Origin of the sequence: Microbacterium sp. APC 3901, assembly GCF_030407765.1 — a bacterium.
Classification (GTDB): domain Bacteria; phylum Actinomycetota; class Actinomycetes; order Actinomycetales; family Microbacteriaceae; genus Microbacterium.
Genome location: NZ_JASDCU010000005.1, coordinates 173,652 through 199,656, shown reverse-complemented (window position 1 = coordinate 199,656; position 26,005 = coordinate 173,652). Strand labels below are relative to the sequence as shown.

At 66.7% G+C, this 26,005-nt stretch carries 25 protein-coding genes and 1 tRNA gene; 5 read left to right on the top strand and 21 right to left on the bottom strand.

Translation table 11 applies throughout. The features are described 5' to 3' along the window. Positions 1–9 precede the first annotated feature (9 nt). A complete protein-coding gene (locus QMA07_RS06675; protein WP_290160757.1) occupies positions 10–516 on the bottom strand; it encodes a BON domain-containing protein in 507 nt (168 codons plus the stop codon). A 581-nt stretch (positions 517–1,097) separates the two neighbouring features. Here QMA07_RS06675 and QMA07_RS06670 point away from each other — a divergent pair. Continuing rightward, complete coding sequence (locus QMA07_RS06670; RefSeq protein ID WP_290160755.1) at positions 1,098–1,505, top strand: TM2 domain-containing protein; 408 nt, start codon at positions 1,098–1,100, stop codon at positions 1,503–1,505. A gap of 31 nt (positions 1,506–1,536) precedes the next feature. Here the strand turns inward: QMA07_RS06670 and QMA07_RS06665 are convergent, their stop codons facing one another. The 6 genes from QMA07_RS06665 to QMA07_RS06640 form a co-directional block, all read right to left on the bottom strand. Further along, positions 1,537–2,097 carry a GNAT family N-acetyltransferase gene (locus QMA07_RS06665; protein ID WP_290160753.1) on the bottom strand — a complete coding sequence of 187 codons (561 nt, stop codon included), beginning with the start codon at positions 2,095–2,097 and terminating at the stop codon, positions 1,537–1,539. Then, positions 2,098–2,331: a hypothetical protein gene (locus QMA07_RS06660; protein ID WP_290160751.1), complete on the bottom strand. Its 234-nt coding sequence runs from the start codon at positions 2,329–2,331 to the stop codon at positions 2,098–2,100. A gap of 133 nt (positions 2,332–2,464) precedes the next feature. After that, complete coding sequence (locus tag QMA07_RS06655) at positions 2,465–2,956, bottom strand: SRPBCC domain-containing protein (RefSeq protein WP_290160749.1); 492 nt, start codon at positions 2,954–2,956, stop codon at positions 2,465–2,467. Beyond that, complete coding sequence (locus tag QMA07_RS06650; protein WP_290160748.1) at positions 2,953–3,285, bottom strand: metalloregulator ArsR/SmtB family transcription factor; 333 nt, start codon at positions 3,283–3,285, stop codon at positions 2,953–2,955. Before QMA07_RS06650 ends, QMA07_RS06655 begins: the two co-directional genes overlap by 4 nt. Positions 3,286–3,312: 27 nt before the next feature. After that, positions 3,313–3,765, bottom strand: a complete 453-nt coding sequence (locus QMA07_RS06645) for a GNAT family N-acetyltransferase (RefSeq protein WP_290160746.1) — start codon at positions 3,763–3,765, stop codon at positions 3,313–3,315. 117 nt (positions 3,766–3,882) lie between these two features. Continuing rightward, positions 3,883–4,251 (bottom strand): VOC family protein, encoded by a 369-nt coding sequence (locus QMA07_RS06640; RefSeq protein WP_290160745.1) that lies wholly within the window; start codon positions 4,249–4,251, stop codon positions 3,883–3,885. Positions 4,252–4,346: 95 nt separating this feature from the next. On the opposite strand from QMA07_RS06640, the gene QMA07_RS06635 reads away from it, so the two are divergent. Both QMA07_RS06635 and QMA07_RS06630 read left to right on the top strand, forming a co-directional pair. Then, positions 4,347–5,672: an MFS transporter gene (locus QMA07_RS06635; RefSeq protein WP_290160743.1), complete on the top strand. Its 1,326-nt coding sequence runs from the start codon at positions 4,347–4,349 to the stop codon at positions 5,670–5,672. 20 nt (positions 5,673–5,692) lie between these two features. After that, a complete protein-coding gene (locus QMA07_RS06630) occupies positions 5,693–6,118 on the top strand; it encodes a GNAT family N-acetyltransferase (protein ID WP_290160742.1) in 426 nt (141 codons plus the stop codon). Between the two features lie 2 nt (positions 6,119–6,120). On the opposite strand, the gene QMA07_RS06625 is transcribed toward QMA07_RS06630, so the two are convergent. The 6 genes from QMA07_RS06625 to polA form a co-directional block, all read right to left on the bottom strand. Then, positions 6,121–6,876 carry an SUMF1/EgtB/PvdO family nonheme iron enzyme gene (locus QMA07_RS06625; protein WP_290160740.1) on the bottom strand — a complete coding sequence of 252 codons (756 nt, stop codon included), beginning with the start codon at positions 6,874–6,876 and terminating at the stop codon, positions 6,121–6,123. Beyond that, on the bottom strand, positions 6,873–7,631 hold the full coding sequence (locus tag QMA07_RS06620) for an SGNH/GDSL hydrolase family protein (protein ID WP_290160738.1): 759 nt from the start codon (positions 7,629–7,631) through the stop codon (positions 6,873–6,875). The genes QMA07_RS06625 and QMA07_RS06620 overlap by 4 nt, the downstream gene beginning before the upstream one ends. Before the next feature lie 37 nt (positions 7,632–7,668). Continuing rightward, positions 7,669–9,021: an MFS transporter gene (locus tag QMA07_RS06615; RefSeq protein WP_290160737.1), complete on the bottom strand. Its 1,353-nt coding sequence runs from the start codon at positions 9,019–9,021 to the stop codon at positions 7,669–7,671. Positions 9,022–9,063: 42 nt separating this feature from the next. Further along, entirely contained in the window at positions 9,064–10,098 is a 1,035-nt protein-coding gene (locus tag QMA07_RS06610) for an LLM class flavin-dependent oxidoreductase (protein ID WP_290160736.1), read from the bottom strand. A gap of 53 nt (positions 10,099–10,151) precedes the next feature. Further along, positions 10,152–11,828, bottom strand: coding sequence for a DUF885 domain-containing protein (locus QMA07_RS06605; protein WP_290160734.1), 1,677 nt, complete (start codon positions 11,826–11,828; stop codon positions 10,152–10,154). A 93-nt stretch (positions 11,829–11,921) separates the two neighbouring features. Next, on the bottom strand, positions 11,922–14,555 hold the full coding sequence (polA, locus tag QMA07_RS06600) for a DNA polymerase I (protein WP_290160733.1): 2,634 nt from the start codon (positions 14,553–14,555) through the stop codon (positions 11,922–11,924). A gap of 45 nt (positions 14,556–14,600) precedes the next feature. Between polA and QMA07_RS06595 the strand changes: the two genes are divergently transcribed. After that, positions 14,601–15,029: a hotdog fold thioesterase gene (locus QMA07_RS06595; protein WP_056376870.1), complete on the top strand. Its 429-nt coding sequence runs from the start codon at positions 14,601–14,603 to the stop codon at positions 15,027–15,029. On the opposite strand, the gene QMA07_RS06590 is transcribed toward QMA07_RS06595, so the two are convergent. Both QMA07_RS06590 and QMA07_RS06585 read right to left on the bottom strand, forming a co-directional pair. Next, positions 15,004–15,567, bottom strand: coding sequence for a GNAT family protein (locus QMA07_RS06590; RefSeq protein WP_290160732.1), 564 nt, complete (start codon positions 15,565–15,567; stop codon positions 15,004–15,006). The two genes, QMA07_RS06595 and QMA07_RS06590, sit on opposite strands and share 26 nt — an antisense overlap. A 3-nt stretch (positions 15,568–15,570) precedes the next feature. Continuing rightward, positions 15,571–16,191: a response regulator gene (locus QMA07_RS06585; protein ID WP_140037099.1), complete on the bottom strand. Its 621-nt coding sequence runs from the start codon at positions 16,189–16,191 to the stop codon at positions 15,571–15,573. A 101-nt stretch (positions 16,192–16,292) separates the two neighbouring features. Between QMA07_RS06585 and QMA07_RS06580 the strand changes: the two genes are divergently transcribed. Then, positions 16,293–16,375 (top strand) — tRNA-Leu (locus QMA07_RS06580). 7 nt (positions 16,376–16,382) lie between these two features. Here the strand turns inward: QMA07_RS06580 and QMA07_RS06575 are convergent. From QMA07_RS06575 to gltB, 6 genes are all read right to left on the bottom strand, one after another. Next, complete coding sequence (locus QMA07_RS06575) at positions 16,383–16,835, bottom strand: hypothetical protein (RefSeq protein ID WP_290160731.1); 453 nt, start codon at positions 16,833–16,835, stop codon at positions 16,383–16,385. A 125-nt stretch (positions 16,836–16,960) separates the two neighbouring features. Beyond that, complete coding sequence (locus tag QMA07_RS06570; RefSeq protein WP_290160730.1) at positions 16,961–17,638, bottom strand: alpha/beta hydrolase; 678 nt, start codon at positions 17,636–17,638, stop codon at positions 16,961–16,963. Further along, the gene (locus QMA07_RS06565; RefSeq protein WP_290160729.1) at positions 17,617–18,372 is read right to left on the bottom strand and encodes an alpha/beta hydrolase; all 756 of its coding nucleotides are present in this window, start codon (positions 18,370–18,372) and stop codon (positions 17,617–17,619) included. The genes QMA07_RS06570 and QMA07_RS06565 overlap by 22 nt, the downstream gene beginning before the upstream one ends. Positions 18,373–18,495: 123 nt before the next feature. Further along, complete coding sequence (gene pyk, locus QMA07_RS06560; RefSeq protein ID WP_290160727.1) at positions 18,496–19,947, bottom strand: pyruvate kinase; 1,452 nt, start codon at positions 19,945–19,947, stop codon at positions 18,496–18,498. Positions 19,948–20,003: 56 nt separating this feature from the next. Then, positions 20,004–21,470, bottom strand: coding sequence for a glutamate synthase subunit beta (locus QMA07_RS06555; protein ID WP_290160725.1), 1,467 nt, complete (start codon positions 21,468–21,470; stop codon positions 20,004–20,006). Then, a complete protein-coding gene (gene gltB, locus QMA07_RS06550) occupies positions 21,463–25,986 on the bottom strand; it encodes a glutamate synthase large subunit (RefSeq protein WP_290160794.1) in 4,524 nt (1,507 codons plus the stop codon). The genes QMA07_RS06555 and gltB overlap by 8 nt, the downstream gene beginning before the upstream one ends. Between the last annotated feature and the right edge of the window lie 19 nt (positions 25,987–26,005).

Here is a 26,005-nt window from a genome sequence, read left to right as displayed (position 1 = left end):
CTCTCGTCATCAATCCGACTTCACCCGCACATTGTTCTCGACCTCAGTGATGTGCGGAGAGGCCCACGCGGCACGACCGGCTTGCTCCTTCTCTCCCCACGACCGCACGTGTCCGGACAGGGTGGCCCTGTTCCCGCGTTGGAAGTCCCAAAGAACCTCGCCGGTGAGAATCACGTTGTGATCCGACACCTCAGCTCTGACTGTGTCTGGGACGTTGTCCGCCCACTGCAGAGCGCGTCGCACCTCCCGGGCGACGTCCGTGTCCGTGATCGTGATCGAGGACTTCGGGTGTACGGTCAATGCGTCGACAACGGTCGACACGCCTCTCACACGCCGTGCCGCACGCTTGGCAGCGAGACGCTCCGAGTGCTGGTCGACCTCACCAGTCAGGATGACGGCGCCGTCCTCGACAGCAACGCCGATTCCGGCCGCGTCCACGTCCGGGGTCCAATCGAGTTCGTCCTGAACGGCAATCTGGATGTCGTGGTCGCTGCGAGCCACGGTGGGAGTGCTCATTGCTCGTCCTCTCTTCGGTGCAGGCGATATCGCGCGTACTTCATACCCTTCCCGTCATCGCGAACCCCATGCAGGGTCATTGGTCCCGCGCAGTCGCGCCTCCGTCGACGGCTCTCGAGTCGACAGGTCGGCATCGACCGCGAAGATTCGACCCGCGATGGTCATCGGCACGAACCTCAGAACACGAGGCGACCATGTTCGACGACGGGAGAAACCGAAGTGATCGCTCGTCCCGTCACCACCTGCGCCGCGATGCGGACGTCGGCGTCCGCGAATCTGTCCCAGACCTCGCCCTCAGCCATCTCTCTGCACCGTGCGCGGGCTTCCAAAGGGATCCGGAGCGTCTGGTCTCGCCATGCCTCCACGCTCGTCCCTCCACGTCCGAAGGCATAGAGTCCAACGTCCCACGTCGGAGGAGCCCGGAACGCGCACTTCGACTCGAAAGCTGAAGCGCCATGATCGACCGGTTGCGTGTTGTGTCTTGGCCGCGCGCGCAACGAGGGCGGCTCGGTGCCGAGAGGACCTTCGGCCCCGTCTGGCAGCGAACAACGCGCAGACTGTGAATGCGAAAGGAGCACGCCATGTCCACAAACCTTCCTCGAGTCGAAGCACGCGACGCCGGCGCGTCACCGGAATCGGCCGAAGCGTCGGATCGTTCCTTCATCGCCACCTGGATGTTCGACTGGCTTCTCGGCTTCCTCGGAGTCGACAGGTTCTATCTCGGCAAGACGGGAACAGGAATTCTGAAGCTCCTGACCGCCGGCGGCTTCGGGATCTGGTGGCTGATCGATCTGATCCCGACGCTTGCTGGGGTGCAACGCGATAGAACAGGGCGATTGCTCCCCGACTTTGACGAGCACAAGACCATCGCGTGGATCATCACCGCCGCAGGGTTCGGACTCTGGCTTGTCGTGGCGGCGATCTCCGGCATCTTCGACCGGATGCCAGATCAGTTCTGGCCAATGATGCCGTGGTGGTACGCGCCTTGACCGGTCGTCCAGCGCGACACACTCGCGCAGGTCACCATGGAGTGCCTCGCAGGTCGATGTCGCCCTCCGGCCATGGATCTGCGTCAGTGCCCGAGCCGGCTGCGAAGACGAGTATCGGTCCCGCCGAAGATGTCACCGTCGCGTTCGAGTCGTTCATCGACACGTGACGTTCCAGGGCGTTCACCCGTGACCAGCCGGTGCGCTCGTAGAACGACACGACCTCCTCTCGGCACCCGAGGTAGCCGAAACTGACGCGATCGTCGTCGCGCATCGCCTGCTGGGCGTGCGTCATCACGAGGCGGCCGACTCCATCGGAGCGCCAATCCGGATGGACGAGGACTCCCCCGGTTCCAGCGACCGCGACCTCGCGTGCGCCGACGCGTATCAGGCGCCGTTGAAATCCGACGTGCGCGACAGTGATGGAGCCACGGAACACGATCGTGTGCACATCCGCGGGCGAATACCCGTACGGGCGGTCGGGGCTCCACTCTCCATACTCCGCTCGGTACTCACGATCGAAGAGTTCTCTCAGCGCCGCCGATTGCGATTCGGACAGGGCATCGTGCTCGACGACGGCGACCTGGTCCGTCATTCAGAGACCGCCGTGCGCCGGAATGACGACGGTGGGCGTCAGACCCAGCGCCGTCACTGTCATGATGTTCCGCCCGTGCTCGCTCGCGAGTCCGCAGCAGCCGTAGACCTCGCCGCTCGCGGCGTCCTCTACAGACAGCAGGTCGGAGCGCTCCCTTCCCTTGTTCGCGATGTCGGCCGCTATCTCGGAGACCGTGGGGCGGCCGTCAGCATCGAGCTGCCGATGAGCCGGCACGCGCTCGTCGCGTCGGTCCACAACCGGTTGAAGACCTCCGCATCCTCGACCGCTTGTGGCCGGAGGATCAACCGGTCGGTGCGGAGTGTCTCTCCACCCAGCACTCCTCGCGCGGGGGCTGAGGCGTTCATACTCATGTCGACGGCCCGGCCTCGACGAGTTCAGCCAGAGCGGACGTCACCGAGCCCCAGCCCTCGAAGAAGCCGAGGTCTTCGTGCAGATTCCGGGCGGCGGGATCGCCATGACGCACGATCACACGGTACGTCGTGCCCTCGGCATGTTCGCCGAGGGTGATCTCCGCCGTCATCGAGACGGGTTCCGGCTTCGCGGGACGCCAGGAGCTGTCGATGGCGTTGGTGAAGACCAATCGCCTCTCGGGCTCCACGACGAGGAAGATCCCATCCGTGTGAGGCATGTACTCCCCCGCAGCCTCACGCACGCTGGTGACGAAAGCCCCTCCGGGTTGCACGTAAAGTCGATCGACCCGTGCCTGCATGGGGGCGGGAACCCACCACCGCGCGAGAAGTTCTGGATCGGTCCAGGCTCGCCACACCGACGACGGTGATGCCCGGATCGTCTTCTCCAGGGTCAGGTCGAGCCGCGGGTCGAGTGCTGTGCTGGTCATCGATTCTCCTCCAGATCGGCCGTCAGGGACTCGAGGCGGTCTGTGCGGCCAGCCCAGACTCGCCGTTGCTCGTCAAGCCAGTGCCCCACGACCGCGAGCCGGTCGCGGTCGAGTGTGCAGGTGCGCACGCGACCGCTCTTGGATGTGCGGATGAGTCCGCTGTCCTCCAGCGCGCGGATGTGCTTCATGAACGACGGAAGCGTCATCGCGAAGGGCTGCGCGAGCTCGCCCACGCTTGCGGGCCCAGGCCCGAGTGCTCGGATGACCTCGCGGCGAGTCGGGTCCGCGAGAGCGAGGAATACCCCGTTCAGATCCTGATGGTTAGCCATGGAGATAAGTATCACGTACGCAAATGGTTAGCGCAAGGGCAAAGTGTTTGCGGATCTCTCCATACAGACGAGTCCCGCGCGTTCGTCCCACGACGCGACGCGCTCGAAGCCGCGAGATTCGTAGAGTCGGATCGCCGGAGTCCGCCACTCCCAGACCGACAGTCGAACTCGTCCGGACGTCAGCGCGAGGGCCGCATCCAACAACGCGGATCCGACTCCTCGCCCTCGGAGGTCCGGGTCAGCCCAGAGGCGCTTGATCTCGGCTTCTCCCCCATCGATCCGCACGATCACCACACCGACGGGCTCCTGCGTGGTCACTGCCAGCAGAGTGGTGCAGTCCGCGTAGGCGGCGCCCGGATCCGCCACCTCCCGCTCGTATCTCTGTGGCAACTCCGTCAGCGGTGCAGGCGACTCCGCCTGGGAACGCTCGATCTTCTCCGTCTCGGTCTGCAGCAGGTACGTGCGGACGAGCTCACTCACCGCGGTTGTATCGGCGTCATCCCAGGTCGATTCCCGGACGCGGATCGACAGACGGCGCTCGTCATGCGGCGGATGAGGATGAGGAAGAGGATGCGACGTCACTCCCTCATTCTGTCGTCACTGTGCAGCCCAGACTCCCAGCTCGTTGCCGCTCGGGTCGATGAAGTGCAGTCGTCGCCCACCCGGGAACTCGTAGGGACCCTGGGTGACCGCGCCGCCTGCGTCGGCGATCGCCTGCTGCGTGGCGTCGAGATCGTCGGAGTAGAGCAGCACGAGCGGCCCACCGGGCGGACGCCCCTGGTCGGAGAGCAGCAGACCGCCGACCTCCGAGCCGTCTCCGCTCAGCGACGCGATACCCGCGTAGGCGGGACCGTAGTCCACGAAGACCCAGCCGAACGCATCTCGATAGAAGCGCTTGGCTGTCTCGAGATCATTGACGACGAGCTCGACGTAGTTGATGGAGTGGTGCACGGGTACAGGTGTCATGCGGCCACGGTATCGAGAGCATCGGACATCCGGCACCCCATGCTCGAGCCGTCCGTGCGTCGGGAGGTTCTCCCACGAGGAGTACCGTGGGAGGAGTGCAACAGGTTCCCCGCTCTCCCGTGACCACCCCGGGATGGAGAGCCTGGCTCATCTGGGGCGTGGGTGTCGCCGCATACGTTCTCGCCATCACCAACCGCACGTCGCTCGGCGCGGTCGGAGTAGAGGCCGCCGATCGATTCCAGGCGGATGCGTCGACCCTCGCCCTGTTCGCCGTGGTGCAGCTCGCCGTCTACGGCGGCATGCAGATACCCATCGGCATCCTGCTCGACCGCTTCGGTTCGCGCCCCATCATGACGATCGGCATGCTGCTCATGGCAGCGGGCCAGCTCACGATGGCCCTCTCGCCCGGCATCGGGATCGCGATCTTCGCCCGCATCCTGCTCGGTGCCGGCGACGCGGCGGTCTTCCCCGCCGTGCTCCGGCTGGTGGCCACGTGGTTCCCCGCGCAGCGAGGACCGATCATGGTGCAGTTCACCGGCATCATCGGTCAGGCGGGTCAGCTGATCGCTCTCGTCCCGCTCGCGGCCCTTCTGCACGCGACCACGTGGACGATCACTTTCGGCAGCATCGCGGGGCTCGGCGTCCTGTTCACGATCCTCGTCGCGCTCGTCATCCGCAATCACCCTGCTGAGCGTGGCGCAGATGTGACCGTCGACACCGACACGGGTGTGATCCGTGTGGTCACCTCGGCGATCGATACCGGCGTGGGCATCCGCGCCGCATGGGCGCACCCCGGCACCCGACTGGCCTTCTGGTCGCACTTCACCACGCCGTTCGCCGGCACCGCCTTCATCCTGCTCTGGGGAATGCCGTTCCTCACCGCGGCCCAGGGGCTCGACACCGCGCACGCGGCAGGCATCATCTCGGTGTACGTGGTCGCCGGAATGGCGCTCGGTCCCCTCATCGGCGACCTCTCGCGCCGTCTGCCCAATCAGCGTTCGCTCGCACTGGTCCTGCCCGCTGTCGGGGTGCAGTTCATCGCCTGGGTGGCCGTCATCGCTATGCCCGAGCCCGCTCCGCTCTGGCTGCTCTACGTGTTGGCCGTGGCTCTTGCTACGGGAGGCCCCGCGAGCATGATCGCCTTCGACCACGCCCGCACACACAATCCGTCGCACCGCCTGAGCACGGCGACCGGTGTGACCAACGCAGGCGGATTCATCGCGGCTCTGATCGCGATCTTCCTCATCGGTCTCGCGCTCGACCTGCAGGGTGCGGGCACGCCGGAGACGTACTCGCTGGAGGCCTTCCGTGTCGCGTTCCTCATGCCCATCCCGCTCTGGATCCTCGGCGTCACCTTCATCCTGATCGAGCGCAAGCGCACGCGCATCAGGATGGGCTTGGATCCCGAAAGGCGACGCTGACTGCTTCTAGGATGAAGCTCATGCCCACGAGCTTCACCCTCTCGAACGACCCTGCCCTGATCGACCGTGGCCTGGTGCATCGCTGGCTGAGCGAGGAATCGTACTGGGCGAAAGGCCGCAGTCGCGCGACTCAGGACGCCGCGATCGACGCATCGCGCAACTACTCGATCCGCGACGAGGTCGATCGGCAGGTGGGGCACGCCCGCGTCGTGACCGACGGCGTGACCTTCGCGTGGCTGTGCGACGTGTTCGTCGACGAACGGGCACGAGGGCACGGAGTCGGTCGGATGCTGGTCGAGGGCGTGCTGGAGGACCTCCGCGAATCCTCGACGGTCAAGCGCATCATGCTCGCCACGAGCACCGCCAACGGTCTGTACGCGCAATATGGCTTCGCACCGTCGGCCGATCCGAACCACTACATGGTGAAGCTGATCGACCGAGGGTGACGTCAGCGCCCGGGTCGCCTCAGTGGCGTCCAGCCGAAGGGCACTGGTCCGTCGACGACCGCGCGCTCGCGATCTGCTCGCGCTGACCACCCTTGCGCCTCATCCGGTGTGTCGGATGCTCCTCGGGCGACGCGCAGGCCGACGTCTTCATGATGCATGCGGGGCCCACCCCCTCGCCGCACGGACGCCCGGACGCTCCAGGTATCGTCGGCGAATCCGCCCCCGCGGAACACCCGGTAGTCGCCGTAGCGGGCCGGGTCCAGAAGGTCCCAGCACCACTCCCACACGTTGCCGAGCGTGTCGAAGAGGCCGTGCAGGTTCGGCAGCTTGCCACCGACATCCTGCGGGGCGGAGACCGCATCGGCGCTCGTCCAGGCGGCATCGGCGAGAGGCGCGTAATGAGGACCGACCGAACCCGCCCTGCAGGCGTACTCCCATTCGGCCTCGGTGGGCAGCCGATACCCGTCTCCCGTCGCATCCCAGCTGACGTCTTCGCCGTCGAACCGATAGACCGGGTCGAGCCCCTCCCACTCGGAGGCGGCATTGCAGAAATGGATCGCGCGCAACCAGCTCACATCGACGGCGGGTCGCCGCGGATGCCGTGACGCGATGGGAAGGATCTCCGCGAGCTGCTCCTCGGTGATCGGGAACACTCCGATCTCGAAGTCCTCGACGGCGACGGTGCGCTCGACCTTGAGACGCGCGTCATGCAGGGTGACCGAACCGCCTGTGATGCGGCGCATCTCGATGTCGGTCACGTGTGCGGAACTCTCTCGACCCAATCGGGGTACTTCGCCGCGCGTCCGTCACCGGACGAGGTGCGGGTCACGCGTCGCCTGACCCAGGGGCCGACGAATTCGCGGTAGTAAGCGAGGCCGGCCGGCCCGCCGGCCGTGAGAGCGGTCGGAGACCACCACGTCGACGGCGGCTCGAAACCCAGGCCGTGGAGCACCCGCGCGGCCACACGGTGGTGACCGGCGGCGTTCATGTGAAGTCGATCCTCCGACCAGTACTTCGCATCGGCGAGCTCTCGATCGGCCCAGTTGAGTGCGCGCACGACGTCGTCGCGACCCTCGACGCGGCGCAGCACTGCGTCGGAGAGCAGGTCGCCGCGTCGTTGCACGAGCGACCCCATCGGAAGCTGCCCACTCGGATTCGCCCCCGAGAGAAGGATCAGGGTGACGCCCTCTTCGTCGCACCGGCGCAGGACTCGACTGAACGCGTCGGCGATGTGCTCGAGGTCGGTCCTCGGCCGGAGCATGTCGTTGCCACCGCCGTTGAACGACAGATGCGTCGGACGCAGCGCGAGCGCGGGTTCGAGCTGCTGCTCGACGATCGGCCAGGCCAGCTTGCCGCGGATCGCGAGATTCGCGTAACTGATCGGATGACCGGCTGCATCGGCCCAGCCCTGAGCCACGAGGTCGGCCCACCCTCGTTCACGGCCGTCGGGCAGAAGATCACCCACTCCCTCGGTGAAGGAATCTCCGATGGCCACATAACGTACTTCTGTCACCTCGACAGCCTATTCCCGCGCACGGACACTGAGGCGTTCACCGGTCGTCGAGGGCCATTCCACCGCGATCGACCAAGCCCCACGCTGCCGCTGCCGCAACGACGAAGCACGCGCCGAACACCGCGAACAGCATCGGCGCGCCTCCGGCGACGAGCACGACCGGCACGGCCAGCGGGGCGACGATCGACGCGATGCGTCCCACTCCCGCAGCCCAGCCCGCTCCTGTCCCTCGCAACGAGGTCGGATAGATCTCGGGAGTCACGGCGTACAGCGCACCCCAGGCGCCGAGATTGAAGAACGAGAGGGCCATGCCCGAGGCGATGATGGCGCCCTCGGTCGTCGATGTCCCGAAGAAGACAGCCGACACGGCCGAGCCGACGAGGAAGACGGAGAGCGTCGTGCGCCTGCCCCACACCTCGATCAGCCACGCCGCGACCGCATAGCCGGGTAGCTGAGCGAGAGTGATGATGAGCGTGAATCCGAAGGAGCGCACGAGATCGAATCCCGCATCGACCAGGATGCTGGGGATCCAGATGAATGCGCCGTAGTACGCGAAGTTCACACAGAGCCAGACGATCCAGAGGCAGATGGTGCGCAGCCGGAACTCCGCGTTCCACAAGGTGGTCAAACGAGCGCGCGTGGTGACGGCGATAGCGCGCGACGCCGGCTCTCTCCTGATCGCGGGCGCCGGCTCCACGCCCGCGTCGGCCTCGAAGGTCGCGACGATGCGGTCGGCCTCGGCGATGCGCCCGCGCGAGGCGAGCCACCGCGGCGACTCGGGCAGCCCCCATCGAACGATCAGTGCATAGACCGCGGGGATCGCGCCGAGCGCGAACGCCCAGCGCCAGCCGTTGTCGGATGCGGGGATCACGAAGAATCCGATCAGAGCGGCCGCCGTCCACCCCAGCGCCCAGAACGCTTCGAGGATGACGATCAGCCGACCTCGGATGCGGGCGGGCGCGAACTCGCTGACGTACGTGGAAGCCACGGGCAGCTCGGCCCCGAGCCCCAGGCCGACCAAGAACCGCAGCACGAGGAGGGCGGCGAGACCGCCCACGAGCGCGCTTGCTCCCGTTGCGACGCCGTAGACCAGCAGGGTGAGCGCGAAGACCTGGCGCCGTCCGAGCCTGTCGGCGAGCAGTCCACCGAGGGTGGCGCCGATCGCCATGCCGATGAAGCCGACGGATGCGATCCATCCAGCATCCGTCTTCGTCAGGCCCCACTGCTGGGTGAGAGCCGCGAGGATGAACGAGATGAGTCCGACGTCCATCGCGTCCAACGCCCAGCCGACTCCGGAGCCGGTGAGGAGCCGGAGGTGTCGGCGCGTGAACGGGAGTTCGTCGAGACGCCCGGCGATCGACGCCCGGCTCGGCAGCGCGGTGTTGGCCATTCCTTCATCGTAGAGGGGCGCGCCGCGGTGCCGAGCTGTGCGTCAGTCCCGGTCGGCGAGCAGCCGGCGCACCCGGGGGATGACCTCGGAGCCGTAGAGTTCGATGCTGCGCATCATCGAGTCGTGAGACAGCGTTCCGGTGGCGTACTTCATGTCGAAGCGCCCGAGTCCCAGCGTCGTCACGGTGTCGGCGATCTTGGCTGCGACCCGCTCGGGCGAGCCGACGTACAGAGCTCCTGCCGGGCCCACGTCGTTCTGGAATCGAGCCCGGCTGTACGGAGGCCATCCGCGCTCGCGACCGATGGTGTTGTTCATCGCCTCGAACCCGGAGTAGGCGGCCTCCCATGCCTCTTCATCGGTGTCGGCGATGTGCCCCGGCGAGTGCACCGCGATCGGGTGCGACGTCGTGCCGAAGGACGCCACAGAGCGGTGGTACAGGTCGACGAACTGGCGGAAGCGCCCCGCGGGTCCGCCGATGATCGCGAGCATGAGCCCCAGCCCATGACGGGCGACGCGCACGACGGACTCAGGGCTGCCGCCCACGCCCACCCAGGTGCGCAGTCCGTTCTCCGTCTTCGGGAAGACATCCGCGTTCTCGAGCGATGCGCGCATCGACCCAGACCACGTCACCGGCTGCTCTTTGAGAAGCTCGACGAACAGTTCGAGCTTCTGCTCGAAGAGCGCGTCATAGTCGCGAAGGTCGTAGCCGAACAGCGGGAAGGACTCGATGAACGATCCCCGGCCGAGCACGACCTCAGCGCGTCCGTTCGAGAGGGCATCGAGGGTGGCGAAGCGTTCGAACACGCGCACCGGGTCATCGGATGACAGCACCGTGACGGCAGTTCCGAGACGGATGTTCTTCGTGCGACCGGCGATCGAGGCGAGCACCATCTCCGGCGCCGACACGGCGAACTCCGTGCGGTGGTGCTCCCCCACTCCGAAGAAGTCGACTCCGACGCTGTCGGCTCGCTCCGCCTGATCGACGATGTTGCGGATTGTCTGCGCGCCGGTGAGCAGCTCGCCGTCGTCGCCTCTCGTGATGTCGCCGAAGGTGTCCAGCCCGAACTCGATGCTCATGTCAGCCCTTTCTATTCAGCTGAATGAACAGCGGACGCGGCCGGCGCATTCCCTCAGCGCGTCAGGAGGGCGGTTCGGAGCGTGTCGAGCCCGACGCCGCCCATGTCGAGAGCCCGCTTGTGGAACTCCTTCACGTCGAAGTCCGCGCCCCGCTCGGCCTGGTAAGCCTCACGTACCTGCTCCCAGATGCGCTGCCCGACCTTGTAGGAGGGCGCCTGGCCCGGCCAGCCGAGGTAGCGGTTGACCTCGAACTGCACGAACTGATCGGACATGTTCACGTTCTTGCGCATGAAGTCGAGCGCGTAGTCGGCGTCCCAGGTGCCTTCGCCATCGAGACGCGGCTTGCCGAGGTGCACACCGATGTCGAGCACGACGCGGGCAGCACGCATGCGCTGTCCGTCGAGCATGCCCAGACGGTCGGCCGGGTCGTCGAGGTAGCCCAGCTGCTGCATCAGGCGCTCGGCGTACAGCGCCCACCCCTCTGCATGGCCGGAGGTGCCGGCGAGCAGTCGCCGCCATGAGTTGAGCTCTGCGCGGTTGTAGACCGCCTGCGCGATCTGCAGGTGATGGCCCGGGACGCCCTCGTGATAGACCGTCGTCAACTCACGCCATGTGTCGAACTCGGTGACGCCCTCGGGAACCGACCACCACATGCGCCCAGGACGCGAGAAGTCGTCGGTCGGACCGGTGTAGTAGATGCCGCCCTCCTGGGTCGGCGCGATCATGCACTCGAGAGTGCGAATCGCCTCGGGGATGTCGAAGTGCGTGGCGCCGAGCTCTGCGACGGCTCGGTCGCTCGTCTCCTGCATCCACTTCTGGAGAGCGTCTGTTCCGACGAGCTTGCGGGCGGGGTCGGCTTCGAGGTGCGCGACGGCCTCTTCGACCGAGGCCCCGGGGAGGATCTCGTTCGCGATCGCGGTCTGCTCGGCGACCATCCGGGCGAGTTCTTCTCGGCCCCACTCGTAGGTCTCATCGAGGTCGATGGTCGCTCCGAGGAAGCGGCGGGAGTTCAGCGCATACAGCTCCCGACCGACGGCATCGACCTCCGTCGCGACGGGAGCGAGCTCTTCGGCCAGGAAACTGCGCAGCTCGTCATACGCGACTCGCGCCGCAGCGGAGTTGTCTGCCAGAGTACGAGCGAGCGACGCGGGGAGGTTGCCCTCCTGCGGAGCCGCATCAGCCACGAACGCAGCGAAGAATCCGTCGTCGGCCGTGTAACGGTCGATCTGCGTCGCGACCTCCACCACCTGGCGTCGAGCCGGGGTGACTCCGGCGGCGATACCTGCGCGGAGGGTCTCGGTGTAGCCGCGGAGCGCATCGGGCACTGCGGCGAGACGGGTCGCGATCACCGACCAATCGTCTGCGGTCGCCGTGGGCATCAGGTCGAAAGCTGAGCGCACATCCTGAGCGGCGGACGCGATCACGTTGAGGTCGCGCAGGTGCCACTTCGCATCGTGCAGCTCGAGATCCAGGCTGAGCTCGGCCGAGAGATCGGTCTTGGTGACCTCGTCGATCGGGTCGACCGGGTCGAGCGCCTGCAGCTTCGCGAGCGTCGATCGCGTGGCAGAGGCGATCTGCTCGTGCCCCTCTGGGCTCAAGTCACCGAAACGGTCGTTGACCTCGTCTCTGCCGATGTAGGTGCCGAGAGTCGGGGCGAGTACAGCGATGGTGTCGACCCACTCATCGGCGACTTTGTCGATGGCAGACGGAGTGCGGGGAGCTGAAGTCATCCCTCCAGCGTAGCCCCGCACCCCCGGCGCAGGATATCGGTGTACCGCGTGGCCGAGCTCGGCGCCGTCGCCGTCACGTGGCGTCGGTCGGCATCAGTGCGCGGCCTCGTTCCAATCGCGTCCGCGCCCGACCTGCACGTCGAGGGGCACCGTGAGATTCGCGGCGTCGCCCATTCGGGTCCGCACGATCCGCTCCGCCGCGTCCCACTCCCCCGGGGCCACTTCGACGACGAGTTCGTCGTGGATCTGCAGCAGCGCGCGCGACGCGAGACCCTCGTCGCGGAGGTCCTCGTGGATGTGCAGGAGAGCGATCTTCATGATGTCGGCCGCGCTTCCCTGAATCGGAGCGTTGAGCGCTGCGCGCTCGGCATTCTCGCGAAGGACGCGGTTCGGGCTCGCAAGGTCGGGGAACGGGCGGCGGCGGCCGAAGATGGTCTCGGTGTACCCGACCTCCTTGGCCTTCATGACGGATGCCCGAAGATAGTCGCGCACCGCTCCGAATCGTGCGAAGTACTCGATCATCAGCTGCTTCGCCTCGGACTGTTCGATGCGGAGCTGCTTCGACAGTCCGAATGCCGAGAGGCCGTAGACGAGGCCGTACGACATCGCCTTCACCTTCGTGCGCATCGCGGATGTCACTTCGCTCGGCTCGACACCGAACACCCGCGCACCGACGAACCGATGCAGGTCCTCACCGCTGTTGAACGCCTCGATGAGGCCCTCGTCGCCGGAGAGATGGGCCATGATCCGCATCTCGATCTGCGAGTAGTCGGCGGTGAGGAGCGACTCGTAGCCTTCTCCCACCTGGAAGGCGCTGCGGATGCGACGGGATTCTTCTGTGCGAACGGGGATGTTCTGGAGGTTCGGATCGGTGCTCGACAGGCGTCCGGTCTGGCTGCCTGTCTGCACGTACGTCGTGTGCACCCGGTGATCGGGCTGAATGGCGGTGTCGAGCGACTCGATGATCTGGCGGAGCTTGGTCGCCTCACGATGCTGCAGCAGCAGCCCGAGGAACGGGTGCGGGTGGGACTCCTGCAGATCGGCGAGAACCGCGGCATCCGTGGAGTACCCCGTCTTGGTCTTGCGGGTCTTTGGGAGCTGCAGGTCGTCGAACAGCACCTCCTGCAGCTGCTTGGGAGACCCGAGATTGAACTCGCGACCGACGATCCCGAACGCCTCCTGAGCGAGACCTTCGGCGCGTGTCGCCAACTCACCGGAGAAGGTCGACAGCACGTCGTGCGACACCGCGACACCGGCGACCTCCATATCAGCCAGCGTCAGCAGCGTCGGCAGCTCGATGTCGGTGAGCACCGCGGCGACGGATTCAGGAATGTCCTCGCGCAGTGCCGCGGCGACACGGAGCGCGAACCAGGCCTCCTGCGAGGGAGTTGCGCCCTCGGTCTCAGGAACGAGCTGCGTCGGGTCTGCCTCCGGCAGCTTCTCGCCGAGGTAGCGCTCGACGAGGTCGCCGAGCGTCTTGTCGGGGAAGCTCGGACGCAGCAGCCATCCCGCCAGACTCGTGTCATAGGCCAGGCCGCTCATTCGCACACCCCGTCGGAGCAGAGCCTTGACCTGGGGCTTCGCATCGTGGAGCACCTTTGGGCTCGCGGACTCGAGCCACGGCCGCAGGACTTCGACGACGTCGTCGTTCCAGTCGAGTTCGCGGAGTTCACCCCCGGACGCGGCACCGAGCCTCGTCGGAGCTCCACCCTGCACGACGATCCGCACGGCGACGTCATCGGTCTGCGCCTCGGCCCAGCTGACGAAGTCCGCCGCGGTGACCTGGGTCGGCTCGGGCAGCACCACTGTCGTCGTCGGGTCGTCGGCGACCTCGCCGGCGCCGACGGCCTCGAAGACGCGAGGCAGCAGGGTCCGGAACTCGAGACGGGCGAAGATGTCGCGTACGGCCTGGGCATCGATCGGCGTGACGGCGAGGTCGTCGGGCGCGACGGGGAGTTCGACGTCCCGCAGCAGACGGTTGAGCCGACGATTACGCCGCACGTCTTCGATGTGGTCACGCAGATTGCCGCCCACGACGCCCTTGATCTCGTCTGAGCGCTCGAGCAGATCGTCAAGCGAACCGAACTGGGTCAGCCACTTCACGGCCGTCTTCTCGCCCACTTTGGGCACACCGGGAAGGTTGTCGCTCGTCTCGCCGACGAGAGCCGCGATGTCGGGGTACTGCTCGGGCCGCACGCCGTAGCGCTCCTGCACGGTCACCGGGTCGTACCGCTTGAGCTGCGAGACGCCCTGCACCGACGGGTACAGCAGCGTGACGTCGTCCGTGACCAGCTGGATGGTGTCGCGGTCGCCGGACACCACGAGCACGTCATAACCCTGCTCGGCGCCCTGCGCCGCGAGGGTCGCGAGGATGTCGTCGGCCTCGACCCCCTCTTTCGTGAGCACCGGGATGGACATCGCGGCGAGACAGTCCTGCAGGAGCGGAATCTGCCCCTTGAACTCCTGCGGGGACTCGGAGCGGGTCGCCTTGTACTCCGGGTAGACGTCCGTACGGAACGAGTGACGTGAGGTGTCGAAAGCGATCGCCATGTGCGTCGGCTGCTCGGCCTTGATGAGGTTCACCAGCATCGACAGGAAGCCGTAGATGGCGTTCGTGTGCTGATTGTCTTTGGTCGTGAAGTTCTCGACCGGGAGGGCGAAGAAGGCACGATAGGCGAGCGAATGGCCGTCGACGACCATGAGAGTAGGCTTTGCGGAGTCCGTCACCCTGTCAGCCTAACGAGGACGACAGACACCCGCTGAGGAGGAACCATGAGCGACACCGCGACCAGTGCAGGACTCGACTGGGCGACAGCCCGTGGAATGGGTGCCCTCGCTCAGAAGATGGGCATGGAGTTCCTCGAGTTCACCACCGAGCGCTGCGTCGCCACGCTTCCGGTCGAGGGCAACACCCAGCCCGTCGGCCTCATGCACGGCGGCGCCTATGTGGTGCTCGGCGAGTCGCTGGGATCCATGGCCGCCAACCTGCACGCGGGTCCAGGGCGACTGGCTGTCGGTGTCGACATCAACGCCACGCACACCCGCTCGGCGACGTCCGGCGTGGTGACCGGGGTGTGCACGCCCGTGCACCTCGGACGCAGCATCACGGTGCACGAGATCGTCGTCTCCGACGATCAGGGCCGCCGGTGCTCGACGATCCGGATCACCAACATGATCAAGGACGTTCCCGAGGCTCGCTGAGCGGCTCGTCCAGCAGCACCTGGAACAGAAGGTGGTCCTGCCACTCCCCCGCGATCCGCAGATACTGCGGTGCGATGCCGATGCGCTCGAAGCCGTTGTCCGCGAGGACTCGCTGTGAACCGGAGTTGTGCAGCAGCGTGGCCGCCTGCAGGCGGTGCAATCGCACCTCGTCCCGTGCGAACGCCGCGACATGACGCACTCCGCGGGATGCGAGACCGCGACGGAGACGGGTCTTATCGATCCAGTAGCCCAGATCGGCATTCCAGAACGCACCGCGAACGATGTTGTTGAGGTTGATGCGTCCGCGGATCTCTCCGTCGGACGACTCGATCACGAAGCGGATGTTGCGTCCGGAGGATGCTTCCAACACGCACTGCTCGGCGTGGAACTCCTGCCACTCCGGGGTGAAGAACTCCGGCGATCTGAGGGGCTCCCAGGGTGCGAGATGCTCTCGGTTCGCCGAATACGCTCTCGCCAGTGCAGCGCCGTCGCCGATCCGCACCGGACGCAGGAGGTGCTCCGCGTCGAGCCGCAGCAAAGACTACTTCTTCGGAGCGAGCTGCTCGATGATCGCCTTGGCGACATCCTGCATCGTGAGGCGGCGATCCATCGATGCCTTCTGGATCCAGCGGAACGCCTCAGGCTCGGAGAGGCCCATCTTCTCGTTCAGCAGGCCCTTGGCCCGGTCGACGAGCTTGCGGGTCTCGAAGCGCTCGACCATGTCGGCGACCTCGGCCTCGAGCGTGATGATCTGCTCGTGGCGGGCGAGGGCGATCTCGATCGCGGGCAACAGGTCGTTCGGGGTGAAGGGCTTGACCACGTAGGCCAGTGCTCCGGCTTCGCTCGCGCGCTCGACGAGCTCCTTCTGGCTGAACGCCGTGAGAAGTACGACGGGGGCGATGTTGCCCTTGTGCAGCTTCTCAGCCGCGCTGATGCCGTCGAGCTGCGGCATCTTGACGTCCATGATGACGAGGTCCGGGCGCAGCTCGGTCGCGAGCGCCACCGCGGTCTCGCCGTCACCCGCCTCACCGACGACGTCGAAGCCGTTGTCGCGGAGGATCTCGACGATGTCGAGCCGGATCAGCGACTCGTCCTCGGCGACGACGACGCGTCGGGGTGCGGATGACGTGGGCTCTTCTGCTGCCTGTTCTTGCTCGGTCACAGACCCATCCTAGTGGAGACGACCTCGGAGGTCCCCCGACGGCGCGGCGGGTGCGGGTGAGCGCAGATGGCCTGCGCTAAAGTCGTAGACGCGACACACGAGCCGGCGTGGCGGAATGGCAGACGCGGAGCACTCAAAATGCTTTGTCCGAAAGGGCGTGTGGGTTCGAGTCCCACCGCCGGCACATCAGATCAGATGCTGATCCATACCCGACCGTCGATCAGCAGGTAACGATCAAGAGCGGGTCGCATCGACTCGAGGATCATCCGCTCCGCGACCGCGGGATGATCGGCAGTGACCACGGTTCGAGGGACCATGGCTCGGATGATCGCGTCGAGGTTGTCGTCCGTCGCGTCGACGCCCGCCCCGCCCACCAGCACCGGCTCGAATGCTCGTCCGCCGTGGATCCGGGCGCCGCCCGGGGCCAGGATCGTGTGACGCGCGCTCGTCTGTGCCAGATAGACGGGGACGCATGCGATGGCATCGTACGTGCGGAATCGGCGCTTGAGGCGATACCGGACGCCGATGCTTCCCGGCTTTCCGGACAGCGGTGGGGCATCGTCCGGCTCCAGCGGCGCTCCGACCAGCGGGCGGGAGCGATCGTGTCGCTCGGCCACGGTGGGGTCGATGGTCAGGTCATCCATGGGTGTGGGTGCGGACCCGTCGCTGTGCGGTGGGCCTGCGCCTCGACCAGAGTACAGCCCGGCACCTGAGAGGCCGCGCTGCCGTGACAGGAGGGCGTGAGGCGCGAGCATCGACCCGTCGTCGCTCACCGCTCGGACAGCGCGGCGACCTCCGCGAGGACCCGGGGGTTCGCGAGAACCCGGAAGTGACCTCCGGTTTCGAGACGGACGTTCTTCATCGCGCCGCCGAGCTCACTGCCCTCGGGGATGTGCGGGTCGAACTCACCGTAGATCGACACGATCCGTTCGTTGACATCGCGTCGATGCGCGAGCTGCATGATCGACGGATCCGAGGGCGAGAACGCTCGGAGAGACCGGACCGGCAGCATCCGTGCATAGCGGGAACCGCCGAAGGGCGTCGCCACGGCCACCATGGCGCGTACGCGGAAGCCGGCAGGGCCCGCCATCGCCATCTTGCCCGCGAGGCCGCCCTTGCTGTGTGCGACGATGAGCGCATCGGTGAGCTGTGCCGCCTCGAGGAACTCGGTCATGAGCTGAGCCGATTCGACGACGGGCTGCCGGTTGTGCCGGAGCGAATCGAGGACATGCACGGGGTGGCCCCGGGCGTGCAGCGCCGTGATGAGGGGCTGCATGAACCGCCATGTCTCGTACACTCCGGGGAGGATCACGATCGGCACCTGCGAGCCGGTCACGAAGGATCCGGCGTCGCGACGATCGACGGCCGCGCGCAACTGCCAATACACGGCGTAGGCGTAATCGGCGATCCACCAGCCCGCTCGTCTCAGTGCGCGGATGACGCCCACCCCTCGATCGCCTGTCCGACCGCGTGGGGCGCGGTGAAGTGCACATTGTGAAACTGACCGGGGATCTCTGTGAGCACACCGCGCCGCGCCGCGGCGCTGAGTGTGTGGCCCCATTCCGATCCGGCGACAGGGTCGTCGCCTCCTCGGATGACCAGCACCGGCACCCGGATGGACTGAACCGCCGACGCCGTCGAGTACTCGACCATCCGTCGGGCCTGCTTCAGATACCGGCGCATGCCGCACCGCAGGTAGTCGACCAGGACGACGGCGTTCGCTGCCGGGGTCTCCCCCAGCGTGTCGACCACCAGTGCCCGTGCCTGCGCTCCGAGCGTTCGGTGCCGCTCATCGACGACCGGACCGATCATCACGATTCCCGCGACGTGCTCTGGATGCGCGCGCGCAGCCTCGAGCACCCATTGGGCTCCCATCGAATGCCCGACGTAGACGACGCGCTCAGGGCCCAGCATGGCGACGAGCTCCGCCAGCAGGCGTCCCATCTCGGGGACCTCGAGATCGCGCTCCGGCTGTGGAAGCCCGGCGAAACCGGGGAGGTCGATCGAGATCACCCGCGCGGACTCCGGCAGGGTCTCGTGCAGACGAGCGAAGTAGCGATGGGACATGCCGACGCCGTGGATCAGCACGTACATGACGGCATCCGACGCCTTCGTCTCAGTGCTTTCGTGCAGACGGAAGGCATGGCCCGCCACGACGATGCGCCGAGGGAGAAGAGTCATCCGCTCACCGTAGGTGCGGTCCCCACTCCTACGCCAGCCGGTTGACACCATCGCGTGGAGCATCGCCGAGTGGACGACGAAGGGGCGGAACAATCGTTCCGCCCCTTCGCTGTGCGACCTCGATCAGATCGTGGCTTCCTTGTAGATCGGAGCTGCGCCGTTGACCGCGTCCCCGACCTTGTGGACGCGGATGTCGTTGGTCGAGCCCACGATTCCAGGAGGGGAACCGGAGATCACGACGACCTTGTCCCCTTCGACCGCGAGGCCGCTGCTGAGCAGGTAGTCGTCGACCTGCAGGTACATCAGGTCGGTGTGCTGCACCATGTCGACGAGCTTCGACTGGATGCCCCAGGTCAGCGCCATACGACGGCGGATTCCGGGCTCGGGGGTGAAGGCGATCATCGGGATGCGCGAACGCAGTCGCGACAGACGGCGTGCCGAGTCGCCCGACTGGGTGAAGACGCAGAGGTACTTCGCCTCGACGAACTCGGCGACCTCGAGAGCGGCGAGCGTGATCGCGCCACCCTGGGTGCGCGGCTTTGTCGTGAGCTTCGCGATGCGCTCCAGACCGTGCTCCTCGGTCGACTCGATGATGCGAGCCATCGTCTCGACGACGACGACCGGGTAGTCACCGACGCTGGTCTCGCCCGAGAGCATCACGGCATCGGCTCCGTCGAGCACCGCGTTCGCGACGTCCGACGTCTCGGCGCGGGTCGGCACCGGGCTGTTGATCATCGACTCGAGCATCTGCGTCGCGACGATGACGGGCTTGGCCATGCGGCGAGCGAGCTCGACGGCGCGCTTCTGCACGATCGGCACCGCTTCGAGAGGAAGCTCGACACCGAGGTCACCGCGGGCGACCATGATCGCGTCGAACGCGTCGACGATCTCTTCGAGCGCATCGACGGCCTGGGGCTTCTCGACCTTGGCGATCACGGGGACCTTGACGCCCTCTTCGGCCATGATCTCGTGGACGCGGCTGATGTCCTCCGCGTTGCGGACGAACGACAGGGCGATGAGGTCGGCGCCGATACGCAGGCCCCAGCGGAGGTCTTCCTCGTCCTTCTCGCTCAGGGCGGGGACGTTGACTGCGACGCCCGGGAGGTTGATGCCCTTGTTGTTCGACACGGCTCCGGCGACGATCACGCGGGTCGTGACCGTGACGCCGTCGGTCTCGACGACCTCGACGCGGACCTTGCCATCGTCGATGAGCAGGAAGTCTCCCGGCTTGACGTCGTTGGGGAGGCCCTTGAACGTCGTTCCCGAGATCTCCTTGTTGCCGATGATGTCTTCGGTCGTGATCTTGAAGATGTCGCCCTTGGCGAGCTCGTAGGGGCCGCCCTCGAACTTGCCGAGGCGGATCTTCGGTCCCTGCAGGTCGACGAGGATCGACACGGCGCGACCAGCATCATCGGCGGCCTTGCGGACGTTGGCGTAGTTGTTCTCGTGCACGGAGTAGTCACCGTGGCTGAGGTTCAGGCGCGCGACGTCCACGCCGGCGTCGATCAGTGCACGCACGGTGTCATAGGTGGAGGTGGCGGGGCCCAGGGTGGCGACGATTTTCGCGCGTCTCAACAGATTGCTCCAGGGTAGTGGGGGATGGAAATCAGGCGACGGTGCCGCGGCTCAGCCTACGCGGGCTGGAGACCGATAGCGACTTCATGCGGTCGCACAGGCTCGGGCAGGACGGTCGTGCCCATGAGGAATCGATCGACGTTCGCCGCAGCCGCACGACCCTCCGCGATCGCCCACACGATGAGGGACTGCCCGCGGCCGGCATCGCCGGCGACGAAGACACCGGGAACGGTCGACTCGTAGCTGTCATCACGCCGGAAGGCGCCCCGGTCGGTGACCTGCGGAAGCGTGTCCTCGGTGTAGCCGTCCTGCTCCGGTCCGGTGAAGCCCATCGCGATCAGCACGAGGTCCGCGGGGATCTCGCGCTCGGTGCCGCTCTTGGGCACGCGGCGGCCGTCGATGAACTCGGTCTCGGCGACGCGCAGAGCACGGACCTCCCCGACATCGTTGGAGAGGAACTCGACGGTCGAGGCGAGGAAGACGCGCTCACCGCCCTCTTCATGAGCGGAGGAGACCTCGAAGAGCGTCGGCATCATCGGCCAGGGCTGGTGACCGGGTCGCTCGGTTCCCGGCTGCTTGCCGATAGCGAGGTTCGTGACGCTGATCGCGCCCTGACGGTGTGCGGTTCCGATGCAGTCAGCACCGGTGTCGCCGCCGCCGATCACGATGACGTGCTTGCCCTCGGCGGTGATCTGCTCGGGGACCTTGTCTCCGGCCACCGCGTGGTTGGACTCGACGAGGTACTCCATCGCGAAGTGCACTCCGTCGAGATCGCGGCCCGGGATCGACAGATCGCGGGGAATCGTGGATCCGGTGGCGATCACGACGGCGTCGTAGCGGGCGCGGAGGTCGGACCACGAGATGTCCTTGCCGATCTCCACTCCGGCACGGAATCTCGTCCCCTCCTCCTGCATCTGGCGAAGGCGCGATTCGAGCTGCCCCTTCTCCATCTTGAAGTCGGGGATGCCATAGCGCAGCAGACCGCCGATGCGGTCATCGCGCTCGAAGACCGCGACCGTGTGCCCCGCTCGCGTGAGCTGCTGCGCCGCCGCCAGTCCAGCGGGACCGGAGCCCACGACGGCGACCGTCTTGCCGGTGAGCCGAGCAGGCGGCTGCGGCTCGACCCAGCCCTTGGCGAAGGCCTCGTCGATGATCGAGACCTCGATCTGCTTGATCGTGACCGCCGGCTGGTTGATGCCGAGCACGCACGAGCTCTCGCACGGAGCGGGGCACAGACGACCCGTGAACTCCGGGAAGTTGTTGGTCGCGTGCAGGCGATCGATCGCCGCACGCCCTTCGCCGCGCCAGGTGAGGTCGTTCCACTCGGGGATCAGGTTGCCCAGTGGGCAGCCCTGGTGGCAGAACGGCACGCCACAGTCCATGCAGCGTCCGGCCTGACGCTTCAGGACCGCTTGATCGCCGGCCTCGTAGACCTCTTTCCAGTCCATGATGCGCACCGGCACCGGACGACGCTTCGGAAGCTCACGCTCGGTGACCTTCAGAAAACCTTTGGGATCAGCCACCGGTCACCTCCAGGATGCGGTTCCAGACGATGTCGCCATCGGGGTCGATACCCTCGGCGACTGCTTCCTCGCGCATGCTGCGCACTGCGGCGTAGTCCCGCGGAAGCACCTTCGTGAACTGGCCTGCGGTCTCATCGAACCGCGCCAGGATGTCGGAGCCGAGCGGCGAGGCCGTGCGCTCCACGTGTGCGACGATCAGGCTGCGCAGCACTTCGAGGTCGGCTCGGTCGAGCGGTTCGAGCATGAGCTCGCCGCTGCCGAGTGACTGGGCGTTGATCTTGCCGCTGTCGAGCGAGCGGATGTAGGCCACTCCCCCGGACATGCCGGCACCGAGGTTGCGCCCCGTCGAGCCGAGGATCACCGCGACCCCACCGGTCATGTACTCGAGCGCGTGGTCGCCCACGCCCTCGACGACCGCGGTCGCGCCGGAGTTGCGGACGAGGAATCGCTCGCCCACGACGCCGGAGAGGAACATCGTTCCCGACGTCGCTCCGTATCCGATGACGTTGCCGGCGATCACGTTCTCGTGCGGCGCGATGTCAGAGCCGCGAGCAGGGCGGATCGAGATGTCGCCCCCCGAGAGCCCCTTGCCGACGTAGTCGTTCGCGTCTCCTTCGAGGCGCAGCACGATGCCCGAGGGGAGGAACGCTCCCAGCGACTGACCGGCTGTGCCGTGCAGGGTGACGTCGATCGTGCCACTCGGCAGCCCCGCGGCGCCGTGGCGCGATGTGACCTGGTGCCCCAGCATCGTGCCGACGGCGCGCTCGGTGTTCGCGATGGGCAGTTCGACCACGACCGGCTCTCCGTTGAGGAGAGCGGGCTTGGCGATGTCGATGAGCTGCACGTCGAAGTGCTTCTCGAGCTCGTGATCCTGGGTGCGGCGGTTGCGACGCGGCTCGCTCGCGGGGAACGCGGGGCCCTCGAGCACGGGGCTCAGGTCGAGACCCTCTGCCTTCCAATGCTGCAGGGCGGCGTTCGCCTCGATGAGCTCGGCGCGGCCGACGATCTCGTCGATCGAGCGGAAGCCGAGCTCTGCGAGGATCTCACGGACCTCCTCGGCGATGAACTCCATGAAGTTCACGACGAACTCCGGCTTGCCGGTGAAGCGCTCGCGCAGCACGGGATTCTGCGTCGCGACACCCACCGGGCAGGTGTCGAGGTGGCAGACCCGCATCATGATGCACCCGCTGACGACCAGCGGAGCGGTGGCAAAGCCGAACTCCTCAGCGCCGAGCAGAGCGCCGATGATGACATCGCGTCCGGTCTTCAGCTGGCCGTCGACCTGCACGACCACGCGGTCTCGCATGCCGTTGAGCATGAGCGTCTGCTGCGTCTCGGCGAGGCCGAGCTCCCACGGCGTTCCTGCGTGCTTGAGGGAGTTCATCGGGCTCGCGCCCGTGCCTCCGTCGTGTCCGGACACCAGGATGACATCGCTCAGCGCCTTGGCCACTCCGGCCGACACCGCGCCGATGCCTGACTGGCTGACCAGCTTGGTGTGGATGCGCGCCTCGGGGTTGGCCCTCTTCAGGTCGAAGATGAGCTGCTTGAGGTCTTCGATCGAATAGATGTCGTGGTGCGGCGGCGGCGAGATGAGGCCGACGCCTGGCGTCCCGCCACGCGTACGGGCCACCCAGGGGTAGACCTTCTGCGGAGGCAGCTGGCCGCCCTCGCCGGGCTTGGCGCCCTGGGCGAGCTTGATCTGGATGTCGTCGGCTTCCGTGAGGTACAGACTCGTGACACCGAAGCGTCCTGAGGCGACCTGCTTGATCGCGCTGCGACGTTCGGGGTCGAGCAGACGATCGGTGTCCTCGCCGCCCTCTCCGGTGTTCGACTTGCCGCCGAGCCGATTCATCGCGATCGCGAGCGTCTCGTGAGCCTCTTTGGAGATCGAGCCGTAGCTCATGGCACCCGTCGAGAAGCGCTTCACGATCGCCGAGACCGGTTCGACCTCGTCGAGCGGCACCGGCCTGCGCGTGCCGGTGCGCAGCGTGAACATCCCCCGGAGCGTCTTGAGCTCTGCCGCTTGGTCGTCGACCATCTTCGTGTACTCGCGGAAGATGTCGTATCGACGTTCGCGTGTCGCGTGCTGCAGCTTGAACACCGTCTCGGGGTTGAAGAGATGCGGTGAGCCGTCGCGGCGCCACTGGTATTCGCCACCGGTCCAGAGTCGCTCGTGCGCACGAGCGGCTTCGTCTTCGGGGTAGGCGTAGTCGTGACGAGCCTGGTTCTCGATGAAGATCTCTTGGATGCCGATTCCGCCGAGCTTCGACTCGGTGCGAGTGAAGTACCTGTCGATGAACTCCTCGCTCAGGCCGACGGCCTCGAAGACCTGGGCCCCGGCGTAGGACGACACGGTCGAGATGCCCATCTTCGACATGATCTTGAGCACGCCCTTGCCGAGCGCGTAGATCAGGTTGCGAACGGCCTTCTCGGGCGTGATGCCCGTGATGTAGCCGGTGCGCACGAGGTGCTCGACCGTCTCCATCGCGAGATACGGGTTGACCGCCGAGGCACCGTAGCCGATCAGCGTCGCGACGTGGTGCACCTCGCGCACATCGCCGGCCTCGACGATCAGACCGACCTTCATGCGGTTCTCACGGCGGATCAGGTGGTGATGGATGGCCGAGACCATCAGCAGCGACGGGATCGGGGTCAGATCCTTGTTCGAGTCGCGGTCCGACAGGATGACGAACTCGGCGCCCTGTTCGATGGCCTCGTCGACCTCGGCGCACATCTCGGTGAGACGCTTCTCGAGCGTGTTCGATCCCGCGTCGAAGTGGTACAGGCCCTTGATCGTCACGCTGGAGCGGTCTGGCAGAGCCTTGTCGATGTGACGGATCTTCGCGAGCTCGTCGTTGTCGATGACCGGGAAGTCGAGCGACACGGTGCGCGTGTGGTCCGGGCCCCAGGTGAGCAGGTTGCTCTCGGGGCCGAGGCCCAGCTTGAGGCTCGTGACGACCTCTTCGCGGATCGAGTCGAGCGGCGGGTTGGTGACCTGCGCGAACTGCTGGGTGAAGTAGTCGAAGAGCAGACGCGGGCGCTTGCTCAGCACGGCGATCGGAGTGTCCGACCCCATGGCGCCGAGGGGCTCGACACCGGTCTGCCCCATCGGAGTCAGCAGCAGACGCACCTCTTCCTCGGTGTAGCCGAAGGTGCGCTGACGACGGGTGATCGACGCCGGCGGGTGCACGATGTGCTCACGCTCGGGCAGTTCGGCGAGACGCACGGATCCGGCATCCAGCCACTCCTGCCACGGGTGCAGGGTCGCGAGGTCGTGCTTGATCTCCTCGTCTTCGATGATCCTCCGCTGCGAGGTGTCGACGAGGAACATCTTGCCCGGCTGCAGGCGCCCACGCCGCTTGATCCGCTCGGGCTCGAATGTGAGCACGCCGGTCTCCGAGCCGATGACGATCAGACCGTCGGTGGTCTCGGTCCAGCGTCCGGGGCGCAGACCGTTGCGGTCGAGCGTCGCTCCGACCACGGTGCCGTCGGTGAAGATGAGGGCGGCCGGGCCGTCCCACGGCTCCATCTGGTTCGAGTGATACTCGTAGAACGAGCGCAGTTCCGGCGAGATGTCCGACTGCTTCTCATAGGCCTCGGGCACCATCATCATGATGGCGTGCGGCAGGCTGCGGCCCGTGAGGGTCAACAGCTCGAGCACCTCGTCGAAGGAAGCCGAGTCGCTGGCGCCGTCAGTGCAGATCGGCAGCAGCGGCGCGACGTCGCCGAGCAGCTCGGACTCGAGCTGCGACTGGCGTGCGCGCATCCAGTTGCGGTTTCCGCCCACGGTGTTGATCTCACCGTTGTGCGCGAGCATGCGCAGCGGCTGCGCGAGCGGCCACGACGGGAACGTGTTCGTGGAATACCGGGAGTGCACGACGGCGAGCTCCGACATGAACCGCTCGTCCTGCAGGTCGGGGTAGAACGGCTCGAGCTGCAGCGTCGTGACCATGCCCTTGTAACCGAGCGTGCGGGCGGACAGCGTCACGAAGTACGCGCCCAGCTCATGTCCTGCGCGCTTGCGGAGTCGATAGGCGACGCGGTCGAGGGCGATGCCGGTGAGCGGCGCATCGGAGTGCGTGGCTCCCCCGGCGCTCACGAAGAGCTGCTCGAAGGCGGGGCGTGCCTCGTCGGCGAGCTTTCCGAGGTTGTCGTTCACCGTGGGAACTTCGCGCCACCCGAGGACGCGGAGGCCCTCGGAGCGGGCGATCTTCTCGATGCCCGCCTTCTGCTGACGGCGCTCGCTGGAGTCGCGTGGGAGGAATGCCAGACCTGCGGCGTACTCGCCGACGGGAGGCAGTTCGAAATCGGTGACCGCCCGCAGGAACGCGTCCGGCATCTGCGTCAGGATGCCTGCGCCGTCACCGGTGCCCGCATCCGAGCCGATCGCGCCGCGGTGTTCGAGGTTGCGCAGCGCTTCGAGCGCCAACGCGATGATGTCGTGACCCGCTTCGCCACGCAGGGTCGCGACCATGGCGAGGCCGCAGGCGTCCTTCTCGAACGCCGGGTTGTACATGCCCTGCTTCGGGGGGTAA